The organism is Pseudomonas sp. BC42 (assembly GCF_021560055.1).
Lineage (GTDB): Bacteria > Pseudomonadota > Gammaproteobacteria > Pseudomonadales > Pseudomonadaceae > Aquipseudomonas.
Genome location: NZ_CP091067.1, coordinates 4,994,894 through 5,006,874 on the forward strand (window position 1 = coordinate 4,994,894; position 11,981 = coordinate 5,006,874).

General features: G+C 62.4%; 13 protein-coding genes. All 13 read right to left on the reverse strand.

The window, feature by feature from the left end; genetic code table 11:
* Window positions 1-2 precede the first annotated feature (2 nt).
* On the reverse strand, window positions 3-2,132 hold the full coding sequence (gene flhA / locus L1O02_RS22470; protein WP_060842820.1) for a flagellar biosynthesis protein FlhA: 2,130 nt from the start codon (window positions 2,130-2,132) through the stop codon (window positions 3-5).
* A 298-nt stretch (window positions 2,133-2,430) separates the two neighbouring features.
* Complete coding sequence (gene flhB, locus L1O02_RS22475; protein WP_235758741.1) at window positions 2,431-3,606, reverse strand: flagellar biosynthesis protein FlhB; 1,176 nt, start codon at window positions 3,604-3,606, stop codon at window positions 2,431-2,433.
* 3 nt (window positions 3,607-3,609) lie between these two features.
* Window positions 3,610-4,392, reverse strand: a complete 783-nt coding sequence (gene fliR, locus L1O02_RS22480) for a flagellar biosynthetic protein FliR (RefSeq protein WP_060838151.1) — start codon at window positions 4,390-4,392, stop codon at window positions 3,610-3,612.
* Between the two features lie 4 nt (window positions 4,393-4,396).
* Entirely contained in the window at window positions 4,397-4,666 is a 270-nt protein-coding gene (gene fliQ / locus L1O02_RS22485; RefSeq protein WP_011059988.1) for a flagellar biosynthesis protein FliQ, read from the reverse strand.
* A gap of 24 nt (window positions 4,667-4,690) precedes the next feature.
* On the reverse strand, window positions 4,691-5,440 hold the full coding sequence (gene fliP / locus L1O02_RS22490) for a flagellar type III secretion system pore protein FliP (protein ID WP_011059987.1): 750 nt from the start codon (window positions 5,438-5,440) through the stop codon (window positions 4,691-4,693).
* A complete protein-coding gene (gene fliO, locus L1O02_RS22495; protein ID WP_060838150.1) occupies window positions 5,440-5,877 on the reverse strand; it encodes a flagellar biosynthetic protein FliO in 438 nt (145 codons plus the stop codon). The genes fliP and fliO overlap by 1 nt, the downstream gene beginning before the upstream one ends.
* Window positions 5,878-6,339, reverse strand: coding sequence for a flagellar motor switch protein FliN (gene fliN / locus L1O02_RS22500; RefSeq protein WP_042940599.1), 462 nt, complete (start codon window positions 6,337-6,339; stop codon window positions 5,878-5,880).
* A gap of 55 nt (window positions 6,340-6,394) precedes the next feature.
* The gene (gene fliM / locus L1O02_RS22505) at window positions 6,395-7,363 is read right to left on the reverse strand and encodes a flagellar motor switch protein FliM (protein ID WP_011059984.1); all 969 of its coding nucleotides are present in this window, start codon (window positions 7,361-7,363) and stop codon (window positions 6,395-6,397) included.
* 9 nt (window positions 7,364-7,372) lie between these two features.
* Window positions 7,373-7,873 (reverse strand): flagellar basal body-associated protein FliL, encoded by a 501-nt coding sequence (gene fliL / locus L1O02_RS22510; protein WP_108544777.1) that lies wholly within the window; start codon window positions 7,871-7,873, stop codon window positions 7,373-7,375.
* Window positions 7,874-8,026: 153 nt separating this feature from the next.
* Window positions 8,027-9,454 (reverse strand): flagellar hook-length control protein FliK, encoded by a 1,428-nt coding sequence (locus L1O02_RS22515; protein WP_108544776.1) that lies wholly within the window; start codon window positions 9,452-9,454, stop codon window positions 8,027-8,029.
* Window positions 9,455-9,549: 95 nt separating this feature from the next.
* Complete coding sequence (locus L1O02_RS22520) at window positions 9,550-9,894, reverse strand: Hpt domain-containing protein (protein WP_060838147.1); 345 nt, start codon at window positions 9,892-9,894, stop codon at window positions 9,550-9,552.
* A gap of 31 nt (window positions 9,895-9,925) precedes the next feature.
* On the reverse strand, window positions 9,926-11,632 hold the full coding sequence (locus tag L1O02_RS22525) for a fused response regulator/phosphatase (RefSeq protein WP_060841897.1): 1,707 nt from the start codon (window positions 11,630-11,632) through the stop codon (window positions 9,926-9,928).
* 5 nt (window positions 11,633-11,637) lie between these two features.
* Entirely contained in the window at window positions 11,638-11,943 is a 306-nt protein-coding gene (locus L1O02_RS22530) for an STAS domain-containing protein (RefSeq protein WP_011059979.1), read from the reverse strand.
* Window positions 11,944-11,981 lie beyond the last annotated feature (38 nt).

The window sequence follows — 11,981 nt, forward strand, 5'->3', positions numbered from 1 at the left end:
CCTCAGCCGTTGGGCCCTACTGTCGCAACGATGGTCACTTGCTTGTTGTCGGGAATTTCCTGGTACGCCAGCACATGCAAACCTGGAACGGCGAGACGCCCGAACCGCGAAAGCATGGCGCGGACCGGACCCGCTACCAACAGAATCACCGGTTGACCTTGCATCTCTTGACGCTGCGCCGCTTCGATCAGCGAACGTTGCAGCTTCTCAGCCATGCTTGGCTCCAGCAGAACGCCTTCTTCCTGGCCTTGTCCTGCCTTCTGCAAACTGCTGAGCAAAATTTGTTCCAACCTTGGCTCCAAGGTGATCACAGGCAGCTCAGACTCAGTGCCTACAATGCTTTGGACGATTGCACGAGACAGTCCGACGCGAACCGCCGCGACCAAAGCGGCAGTATCTTGACTCTTGGCGGCATTGTTGGCGATGGCCTCGGCGATGCTGCGGATGTCCCGCACCGGCACCTGTTCGGCCAGCAGCGCCTGCAACACCTTGAGCAGTTGTGACAGCGACAGCACCCCCGGCACCAGTTCCTCCGCCAGCTTTGGCGAACTCTTGGCCAGCAATTGCATCAGTTGCTGCACTTCCTCGTGACCGATCAGCTCGCTGGAGTGCTTGTAGAGAATCTGGTTCAAGTGGGTGGCAACCACGGTACTGGCGTCCACCACGGTGTAGCCCAGGGACTGCGCCTGGGGCCGCTGGCTGATCTCGATCCACACCGCCTCCAGGCCGAAGGCCGGATCCCGGGCGGAAATGCCGTTGAGGGTGCCGTAGACCTGCCCCGGGTTGATCGCCAGCTCGCGATCCGGGTAGATCTCGGCCTCGGCCAGGATCACCCCCATCAGCGTCAGGCGATAGGCGCTGGGCGCCAGGTCCAGGTTGTCGCGGATATGCACGGTGGGCATGAGGAAACCCAGGTCCTGGGAGAGCTTCTTGCGCACCCCCTTGATCCGCGCCAGCAACTGCCCACCCTGGTTGCGATCCACCAGGGGAATCAGGCGATAACCCACTTCCAGGCCGATCATGTCGATCGGAGTCACGTCGTCCCAGCCCAGCTCCTTGGTTTCCATGGCCCGGGCCGGAGACGGCAGCAGGTCCTGCTGACGCTGGATCTCTTCCTGCGCCTTGACCTTGACCAGATTCTGCTTTCTCCAGACCAGATACGCCGCGCCGCCGGCCACCGCCGCCAGGCTCAGGAAGGAGAAGTGCGGCATGCCCGGCACCAGCCCCATCACCGCCATCAACCCCGCCGCCACCGCCAGCGCCTTGGGCGAAGCGAACATCTGCCGGTTGATCTGCTTGCCCATTTCTTCGGAACCCGAAGCCCGGGTGACCATGATGGCCGCCGCGGTGGACAGCAACAGCGATGGCAATTGCGCCACCAAACCGTCACCGATGGTCAGCAAGGCGTAGACCTTGCCGGCATCGGCAAAGCTCATGTTGTGCTGGAAGATACCGACCGCCATGCCGCCGATCAGGTTGATGAAGAGAATCAGCAGACCGGCGATGGCGTCACCGCGGACGAACTTGCTGGCACCGTCCATGGAGCCGTAGAACTCGGCCTCCTGGGCCACTTCCAGACGGCGCAGCTTGGCCTGGTTCTGGTCGATCAGGCCGGCGTTCAAGTCAGCGTCGATGGCCATCTGCTTACCGGGCATGGCATCCAGGGTGAAACGCGCGCTCACCTCGGAGATCCGTCCGGCACCCTTGGTCACGACCACGAAGTTGATGATCATGAGGATCGCGAAGACCACGATACCGACCACGTAGTTGCCGCCGATCACCACCTCACCGAAGGCCTGGATCACCTTACCGGCGGCGGCATGGCCCTCCTGGCCGTGAAGCATGACCACCCGGGTCGAGGCCACGTTGAGCGCCAGGCGCAACAGCGTGGCCACCAGCAGGATGGTGGGGAACACGGCAAAGTCCAACGGCCGCAGGGCATACACGCAAACCAGCAGGACCACGATCGACAGGGCGATGTTGAAGGTGAAGAACACGTCCAGCAGGAACGCCGGCACCGGCAGCATCATCATGGCCAGCATGACCAACAGCAGCACCGGTACACCCAGGTTGCCTCGACCGAGGTCAGCCAGGTTACTGCGAGCCGTGCTGATTAACTGAGAGCGATCCACCGATTTACCCCGTTCCGTAAAGCAAACTTTTGACGCCTGAAGCGGCACGGGGCTGCTACTGCAAGAAGCCTTCCAACTTTGCCGCAGAGCGTGATCGCGCCCTGAACCTGAAGGAATCCGGGTGTCGACGGACAAGATCGCGAGGCCGCCCTCGTGGGCAAGAGGGACGACGCATGTCGGCTGCAGGAGCCAGGGTTACAAGGCCAGATAATGGCAATTAGCCATTTTTCTGACTGAATCAGGTCCCGTTCGCCGATAAAGCCGCGCCCGGTCGATGCCCGCCCCTGGATACCCGTACCTAGAGAGACTCCACCGGGCCGCCGGGGGATTGCTTGCCGGACGTGTCACGCCGCAAGTCTGGCGGAATCGGCAGGTCCTTGAGCGGATCGGGGCGCTTGCCCTTGCCCGCGCGATGCTGACGGATCTGGTAGACGTAGGCCAGGACCTGAGCCACCGCCAGGTACAGGCCCGCCGGGATCTCTTCCTCAAGTTCGGTGGAGTAGTAGATCGAACGCGCCAGCGCCGGGGATTCCAGCAGCATCACTTCATGGGCCACGGCAATTTCGCGGATCTTCAAGGCCAGAAAATCGCTGCCCTTGGCCAGCAGCACTGGCGCCCCGCCCTTCTCGGCGTCGTACTTGAGAGCCACGGCGTAGTGGGTCGGGTTGGTGATGACCACGTCGGCCTCGGGAATCGCGGCCATCATCCGCCGCTGGGACATCTCGCGCTGAGTCTGGCGAATCCGCTGCTTGACCTCGGGCCGCCCCTCCTGATCCTTGTGCTCGTCACGCACTTCCTGCTTGGTCATCAGCAGTTTCTTGTGGGCCTGATACATCTGCACCGGCACATCCACCGCGGCGATCAGGATCAGCCCGCACGCCATCCACAAGGTACTCCAGCCCACCACCTGGACGCTGTGGATGATCGCCAGCTCGAGGGGTTCGTGGGCGATCCGCAGCAGGTCGTCAATGTCCGACGACAACACCGAAAGCGCCACGAACAGCACCAGACCGAACTTGGCCAGGGCCTTGAGCAATTCGATCACCGCCGAGAAGGCAAACATCCGCTTGAGGCCGGCGGCCGGGTTCATCCGACTGAACTTGGGCGCCAGGCTCTTGCCCGCGAACAGCCAGCCCCCCAGGGAAATCGGACCGATGATGGCCGCCAGCAGCAAGGTCAAAAGCACCGGCTGCACCGCCAGGATGGCGATCTTGCCCGAGTGCAGCAGGTACTGCCCCATGGCTCCCGGGCTGAGCAGCACCTCCCGGGGCAAGGAAAAATTCAGGCGCATGATTTCCAGCAGGTCCTGGGCCAGGCCACCGCCATACACCAGCAGACCGCCCGCCCCCGCCAACATGATCGCCAGGGTATTGAGCTCCTTGGAACGAGCGATCTCGCCCTTTTCCCGGGAGTCCTTCTTGCGCTTCTCCGTGGGGTCTTCTGTCTTGTCCTGACCGCTTTCGCTCTCGGCCATGGCTCAGCGCGCCTTTGCCAGTTCGCGTAAGAACTGCAGGGCCTCGGAGGCCAGCGGTTGATACTGGTTGAGAATGTCGGCCAGGCTGATCCAGACGATGGCCATGCCCAGCACCAGGGTCAGCGGGAAACCGATGGAGAAGATGTTCAACTGCGGCGCCGCCCGGGTCATCACGCCAAAGGCGATGTTGACCACCAGCAGGGCCGTGATCGCCGGCAGCACCAGCAGCAGCGCCGCCCCCAGCACCCAGCCCAGCTTGCCCGCCAGCTCCCAGTAGTGATTGACCATCAGGCCGCCCCCAACAGGCAGCGTGGTAAAGCTCTCGGTGAGTACCTCGAACACCACCAGATGGCCGTTCATGGCCAGGAACAGCAAGCTCACCAGCATGGTGAAGAACTGCCCGATCACCGCCACCGACACGCCGTTGGTGGGGTCGACCATGGAGGCGAAGCCCATGCCCATCTGGATCGCCACGATCTGCCCGGCAACCACGAAGGACTGGAAGAACAACTGCAGCGAGAAGCCCAGCACCGCGCCGATCAGGATCTGCTCGGCAATCAGCAGCAGGCCGCTGAGGTCCAGGGCATGCACCTCGGGCATGGGCGGTAGGCCCGGAGCGATGACCACGGTAATCGCCAGGGCGAAGTACAGACGCACGCGACGCGGCACCAGGGTGGTACCGAAGATCGGCATCACCATCAGCAGCGAAGTGACCCGGAACAGCGGCAGCATGAAGCTCGCCACCCAGGTACTGATCTGGGTGTCGGTCAACGCCAGCAGGGACATCGGCTCAGCCGATCAGCTGAGGAATACTGCCGTACAACTGACGGATGTATTCCATGAAGGTTTGCACCAGCCAGGGGCCGGCGACGATCAGGGTTACCAGCATCACCAGCAGGCGCGGCAGAAAGCTCAGGGTCTGCTCGTTGATCTGGGTGGCCGCCTGGAACATGGCCACCATCAAGCCCACCAGCAGGCTGGGCACCACCAGCACCGCCACCATCATGGTGGTCAGCCAGAGCGCTTCGCGAAACAGGTCTACCGCGACTTCAGGAGTCATTGTCGAGTACCCGCTAACAAGGTTTTAGACACCGCCGAAACTGCCCGCCAAGGTGCCGATGATCAATGCCCAGCCGTCCACCAGAACGAACAGCATGATCTTGAACGGCAGGGAAATGATCAGCGGCGAGAGCATCATCATCCCCATCGCCATCAGCACACTGGCCACCACCAGGTCGATGATCAGGAACGGGATGAAGATCATGAAGCCGATCTGGAACGCGGTCTTGAGCTCGGAGGTGACGAAGGCCGGCACCAGAATGGTCAGCGGCGCCTGGTCGGGACTGGCGATGTCGGTGCGCTTGGACAGGCGCATGAACAGCTCCAGGTCACTGCTGCGGGTCTGCGCCAGCATGAAGTCCTTGATCGGCACCTGCGCCTTGGCCACCGCATCCTGGGCGGTGAGTTTTTCCGCCAGGTAGGGCTGCAAGGCATCCTGATTCACCCGATCGAATACCGGCGCCATGATGAACATGGTGAGGAACAGCGCCATGCCGGTGAGGATCTGGTTCGATGGGGTCTGCTGCAGGCCCAGGGCCTGACGCAGGATCGAGAAGACAATGATGATCCGGGTAAAGCTGGTCATCAGCATGACGAACGCCGGGATGAAGCTCAGCGCGGTCATGATCAGCAGAATCTGCAGGCTGACCGAGTATTCCTGCTGGCCGCTGGCGTTGGTGCCAAGGGTGATCGCCGGGATCGACAACGGGTCGGCGGCCAGCGCCAGTGGCGCCGCCAACATCAGTGCCAACGTCAAGATGATGCGCAACGGCATTACTTCTTATCCTTCTGATCCTTGCCCAACAGCTCCATCAGGCGCTGGGCGAACTCGGGCGTCGCCTGCTCGGCACTGGGCACCTGCACCGGCTCTTTGAGTACATGCAACGCAGTGATGGTGCCCGGGGTCAGGCCCAGCAGAACCTGCTCATTGCCCACCTGCACCAGCACCAGGCGATCCCGCGGCCCCAATGCGCGGGAGCCGATCAGTTCGATCACCTGGCCCTTGCCCGCAGGACCGGCCTGCTGCACCCGGCGCAACAGCCAGGCGAGGAAGAAGATCAGCCCAATCACCAGCAGCAGCCCCAGCACCAGCTGGGTCAGCTGGCCACTGACGCTGCCCACTGCGGGCGCTGCAGCCGCGGCACTCGCCACCGGCTCCGCAGCCAGGGCGCTCAGAGGCAAACCGAGCACAACGCCAGGCAGCTTGTTCACTTAGCGCAGCTTCTTGATGCGTTCGCTGGGGCTGATCACGTCGGTCAGGCGAATGCCGAACTTTTCGTTGACCACCACCACTTCGCCGTGTGCGATCAGGGTGCCGTTGACCAGCACGTCCAGCGGCTCGCCGGCCAGGCGGTCAAGCTCGATCACCGAACCCTGGTTGAGCTGCAACAGGTTGCGGATGTTGATATCGGTGCTGCCCACTTCCATGGAGATCGACACCGGAATGTCGAGAATCACATCCAGGTTGGGGCCATCCAGAGTGACCGGCTCGTGACTCTTGGGCACGCTGCCGAACTCTTCCATCTGCAAACGCCCGGAACTTGACGCCGCCCCAGCATCGGCCGCCAACAGAGCGTCGATATCCGCTTGACCGGCATCACCGGTTTCTTCCAGCGCAGCAGCCCATTCGTCGGCCAGTGCCTGGTCGTCCTGGGAGTTAATTTCGTCAGCCATCATGGGTCCTCGACGGGCAAAAATTCATTGAACAGCAAACAGGTTGGAGCGCCGCTCAACGGCGCTCGATCGGCTCGATCACTTGCAGCGCCAGGTTGCCCTTGTGGGAACCCAGCTTGACCTTGAACGACGGTACGCCGTTGGCGCGCATGATCATGTCTTCCGGCAGCTCCACCGGGATCACATCGCCCGGCTGCATGTGCAGGATGTCCCGCAGGCGCAACTGACGACGAGCCACGGTGGCGCTCAGCGGTACGGCCACATCCAGCACGTCCTCGCGCAGGGCCTTGCTCCAGCGCTCGTCCTGGTCGTCCAGGTCGGACTGGAAGCCGGCGTCGAGCATTTCCCGGATCGGCTCGATCATCGAGTACGGCATGGTCACGTGCAGGTCGCCGCCACCGCCATCGAGTTCGATATGGAAGGTCGACACCACGATGGCCTCGCTGGGACCGACGATGTTGGCCATGGCCGGGTTCACTTCGGAGTTTATGTACTCGAAGTTGACCGGCATGATCGCCTGCCAGGCTTCCTTCAGATCGACGAAGGCCTGCTCCAGCACCATGCGCACCACCCGCAGCTCGGTCGGGGTGAATTCACGCCCTTCGATCTTGGCGTGACGGCCGTCGCCACCGAAGAAGTTGTCCACCAGCTTGAACACCAGCTTGGCGTCGAGAATGAACAGCGCCGTGCCACGCAGCGGCTTGATCTTCACCAGGTTGAGGCTGGTGGGCACGTACAGCGAGTGCACGTACTCACCGAATTTCATGACCTGCACGCCACCTACCGCCACATCGGCGGAACGACGCAGCATGTTGAACATGCTGATCCTTGTATAGCGGGCGAAACGCTCGTTGATCATTTCCAGGGTCGGCATGCGTCCGCGGACGATGCGATCCTGACTGGTCAGGTCGTAGCTTTTGACACTGCCGGGTTCGGCAGCGTGTTCGGTCTGTACCAGACCGTCGTCGACACCATGCAACAGTGCGTCGATCTCATCCTGGGACAGCAGGTCCTGCACGGCCATGTCGTGTTCCTACTGCAGTACGAAGTTAGTAAAGAGCAACTGCTCGACCACCACTTTGCCCACCTCTTTCTGCGCCACTTCCTGGACGCTGGCCGTAGCCTTCTGGCGGAGCATTTCCTGACCAACCGGAGTCGCCAGGGTGTCGAAATTCTGTCCGGAGAAAAGCATTACCAGGTTGTTGCGGATCACCGGCATGTGCACTTTCAGCGCATCCAGATCGGCCTGGTTGCGCGCCAGCAGGGTAATGCTCACCTGCATGTAGCGCTGCCGGCCATTCTGCGTGTAGTTGGCGACAAAGGCCGGAGCCATGGACTCGTAGATCGCCGCCGGCTTGACATTGCTGGCGGTTTCCGCGGCCGGGGCGGGCTTGCTCTGGGAGCTGTGCATGAAGTACCAGGTGGCGCCGACCGACAGGCCGATGGCCAGCAACAACGCCAGGACAATCAAGAGGATAAGCTTGAGTTTGCTTTTCCCTGCGGTGGGTTTCTCTGCTGCTTCGCTCTTCGCCATGCCAATAATCCGTCACTATTCGGGGGTTCACAGTCGCACGGCAAGGCAAGAGCAAGTGTTATGCCAGATTTGTCTGGAATGCGGGGATGAGCTGCGGGGAGGGAGAAGCAAGGGCCATGGCGAGCGGATCGCCACGGCCCCTTTGTCACTCAATCAAGCGTAATAGTCGACCGCGCTGGTACCAATGACCGTCTGCACGGGCGCGGCCACTTCAGCCACGCCATGGGGCAACTCTTCGTCGCCACCGTCCAGGCTTGTGCCATGGGTGCTGGAGCCACTGCGACGGGCCTGTTCCTGCTGGGCCTGCTCCTGCCCCTGCCAGCCGCGGGACTGATCGGATACGTTGACGTCCACCTGCCCCAGCCCCTGCTGGTTGAACATGTCCCGCATGCGGTGCATCTGCCCCTCCAGGGCTTCGCGGACGCCGGCATGGGCACTCATGAAGGTCACCTGGGTCTGCTGGTCGGGGATCATGTGCACGCGAATATCCAGGCGCCCCAGCTCCGCAGGCTGCAACTGGATGTCCGCCGACTTGAGGTTGGCACTGGACAGGTACATCACCCGGTTGACCACTTCATCGGTCCAGCCGCTCTGGTGCATGGCCAGGGGCTGGTTGACCGGCACCGCGTTGGCGGTCTTGGGCGTTGCCGCCTGAGTCAGAGCCGCCAGGCGATTGGCGAAATCATCCACCCGGGTATCGCTGGAAGCCCCCTTGAGGTCTTTCAGGCCATCGGCAATCAGACCGGTGAAGGCCTTTTCACCGCCTTGCTCAGTACCGCCTTTGCCGGCCTGCTGCTCCAACATGCCGACCATGGCATTGGCGAAGTTCTGCACCGACGCCAACTGACCCTCAGTATTGGCGCTCGCCGGTGCGGCCTTGGGCTGAGCCTGACTGGAAGCCGAGACGTGACCGCCCTGCTCCATGGCCAGGCGCACTGCCGGCATGGCATCCAGAGGATCGGCCTCGGGGTCGAACACGGCCTTGGGCGGCTCGGCCGCAGGGGCCACCGCCGGCACTGCCGCGGCCACCACTGCCGGCACCACCACGGGCACTTCAACCTGAGGTTGCGGCGCTGCCACCGGCGGCACTTCGGCAACCTGAGGCTGGGGCTGGATGGCCGGCAACAGACCAGGGTCCAGCGGTGTCGGATTTACCGAAGCATCGGCCTGGGAGTTATCGACCGACTGGCTATCAGCCGACTTGCTGTCGGCCGGCTTACTGTCGTCACTGGCGGCGCTGGCCGTTTTGCTGTCGCTGCTCGTCGACTTGTCGGCAGGCAAGGATTTGCCGCTATCGGCAACCATGGGCTGCGACGCGGCAGACTGATTGCTGGCGACATCTTTCTTTGGACTATTGTCGGCGCCCTTGTCACGCACCGGCCTGGGCGAGTTGTCGGCAAAGGTCGGCGACTTGCTCAGCGGCTGGCTCTGGGCCTCCTTGGCATAGAGCTGGGCGAAGCTGGACGCCTTGTCACCAGGCTCGGCAACGCTTGCCAGGGGGCTGGCAGGAGTCGCTTGAGTCTTGGACTTAGCGCTGGCCTGAGCGGTGGCCTGAAGAAGCGTATTAGGGGTAACAGCCATGGGACAGTCTCCGCTGCACGGGGATCGTAGGTACAGTCGGGAAACTTGATTGCAAAGGTCGAGCCAGTTTCGTCAACCCGCTGAAAAAATATTGCTCAACAGTGAAAGCGCTGCAGTTCCTGCTCGCACAAGCGCCGGACAATGGCGAACTCGCCATCAATCTCCCCTACCAGGCGGGCTATGCCGTCAGTGGCGGACTGCCCGGCCCGCAACTCCAGCTCATGGCAGAGTTCCGCCAGGCGGATGGCCCCCATGTTGCTGCTGCTGCCCTTGAGGCTGTGAGCGGTGGCCACCAGTTGCAGAGCGTCCTCGGACTGGTGCAACAAGCGCACCCGCTCCTCGGAATCGCAGACGAACGTGTCCAGCAGGACGGGGTATTCATCCTCCATGACTTCCTGCAATGCATTGAGCACCGTGTGGTCCAGATGGATCTCAGCCACTTGTTCACTCCTTGATCAAGAAACTTCGGGATTATGCCAGAGCGTCCCAGGAAAACTCCACGCAGACACTGCGCCCATCGTCCGACCACAGAGCCTCGCGGCTCATCTGTCGGATCAGGCTGACGCCACGCCCAGAAAACCGTCCGGCATCGTTGGGACGGGCCAGAACGGCCGCCACATCAAAGCCCTCGCCACTGTCTTCGACCCGCACCACCAGACGCCCTCCCGCCTCCAGCGGCTGTACCTGCAGGTGCACCCGGACAAACCCTTCCTGCAACTGCTCCAGCCGCGTCGCACGCTCGCGGTAGTAGCGGGTAAACCCCTCGGCATCGCGCTTGAGCCGGGAGTCGAGCTTGAGCACTCCATGCTCCAGAGCATTGGAATAGAGCTCGGCCAGGACACTATAAAGAGCCCCGCTCTGGGAGCGCAGGCCATGCACTTCAAGCAGCAGTTGCAACAGGTATGGCAGCGGATTGAAGCGCTTGAGGGTGGCCGCGCGAAACTCGAAGCTCAACGACCAATCCAGTGGGCAAGACTGGCCGCTGTCGGAGTACACCGGGGCTGGCGGCGTCAACCTGGGAAACTCCGGCAACCCGACCTCGACCATGCTCACATCGTCCCGGGCACTGCCGCCAAAGCTCTCCAGGGCCTGCTGGACCTCCTCGAACAGTCGCTCCGGCTGGCGGTTGGCGGCGAACACCCGATGCAGTCGTTCCACGCCAAACAGCTCCTCCTCAGCATTGCAGGTGTCGATCACCCCGTCGGACAGCAGGAACACCCGATCTCCGGGCATCATGGAGAACACCTCGGTACGATCCTCGAACGCCTCGGCACTCAATATGCCAAGGGGCAGATGCCGCGCCACCAGGGGCGTGCGCGCATCACCGGCATGGCGATACAGGTAGCCCTCGGGCATGCCGCCGTTCCACACCTCCACCGACCGTCGCTGGTAGCTCAGGCACAACAGGGTCGCGCAACAGAACATGTCCACCGGCAGGATGCGCTTGAGCTTGGCGTTCATCTCCCGCAGGGTTTCCGGCAAACCGTAGCCCTTGGCGGTCATGCCATAGAACACTTCGGCCAGAGGCATCGCCCCGACGGCCGCAGGCAATCCGTGCCCGGTGAAATCCCCCAGCAGCACATGCATGTCCCCCGCCGGGGTATAGGCCGCCAGCAACAGATCGCCGTTGAACAGCGCGTAAGGCGATTGCAGATAGCGGATGTTCGGCGCGTCCAGGCAGCCGGAGTGGGCCACCTTGTCGAACACCGCCTTGGCCACTCGCTGCTCGTTGAGCAGGTAATCGTGGTGACGGGTGATCTGATCGCGCTGGGCCAGCACGGTTTCCTGCAGGCGGCGCAATCGATCCATGGCGTTGATCTTGGCGCCCAGGATCACCGGGTTGTAAGGCTTGGCCAGAAAGTCGTCGCCGCCCGCCTCCAGACAACGGGCGAGCGCCTCGCTCTCACTCAGGGAGGTCAGAAAGATGATCGGTACCAGGGTCTCGCCCGCCAGGGCCTTGATCCGCCGCGCCGCCTCGAAGCCGTCCATCACCGGCATCAGCGCATCCATCAGCACGATCTGTGGCCGCTGCTGCTCGAACAGCGCCAGGGCCTCGGCGCCATTGCCGGCCACCAGTACCTGATGCCCCTGGCGCCGGATAATGCCGGACAGCAGCAGACGGTCCGCCGCGCCATCTTCGGCAATCAGCACACACAGGGGCTCGGCCATCGAGCGCAGCCCGCTCAACTGATATCGAAAAGCTTGTCGAAATTGGAGATGGCGAGAATCTTGCGCACATCCGAGTTGCTGTTGATCACCCGGACATCGGCATTGTCACCGCCGGCATGGTCACGCAGCAGTAGCAGCATGCCCAGGGCAGAGCTGTCGAGGTAGGTGGCTTCCTTGAGATCCACCACGATGGACTCCGGCGTCCGATTGAGCCGCTCATAGGATTCGCGAAACTCCTGATGACGCCCGAAATCAAAGCGCCCACGGATGGAGATCGTGAGTTTCTGACCGTCCGGGGATATTTCTGTAACGACCGACATGTGACTGCTTCCTTGTCATTGACGACGTTTAAAAGGTT

Bases quoted from the DNA above. Each gene is read 5' to 3' on its own strand.
- fliR (WP_060838151.1), bottom strand. From the start codon at position 4,392: ATGTCCCTGCTGGCGTTGACCGACACCCAGATCAGTACCTGGGTGGCG.
- L1O02_RS22530 (WP_011059979.1), bottom strand. From the start codon at position 11,943: ATGTCGGTCGTTACAGAAATATCCCCGGACGGTCAGAAACTCACGATC.
- fliM (WP_011059984.1), bottom strand. From the start codon at position 7,363: ATGGCCGTGCAGGACCTGCTGTCCCAGGATGAGATCGACGCACTGTTG.
- fliQ (WP_011059988.1), bottom strand. From the start codon at position 4,666: ATGACTCCTGAAGTCGCGGTAGACCTGTTTCGCGAAGCGCTCTGGCTG.
- flhB (WP_235758741.1), bottom strand. From the start codon at position 3,606: ATGGCCGAGAGCGAAAGCGGTCAGGACAAGACAGAAGACCCCACGGAG.
- fliP (WP_011059987.1), bottom strand. From the start codon at position 5,440: ATGCCGTTGCGCATCATCTTGACGTTGGCACTGATGTTGGCGGCGCCA.
- fliN (WP_042940599.1), bottom strand. From the start codon at position 6,339: ATGGCTGACGAAATTAACTCCCAGGACGACCAGGCACTGGCCGACGAA.
- fliL (WP_108544777.1), bottom strand. From the start codon at position 7,873: ATGGCGAAGAGCGAAGCAGCAGAGAAACCCACCGCAGGGAAAAGCAAA.
- L1O02_RS22515 (WP_108544776.1), bottom strand. From the start codon at position 9,454: ATGGCTGTTACCCCTAATACGCTTCTTCAGGCCACCGCTCAGGCCAGC.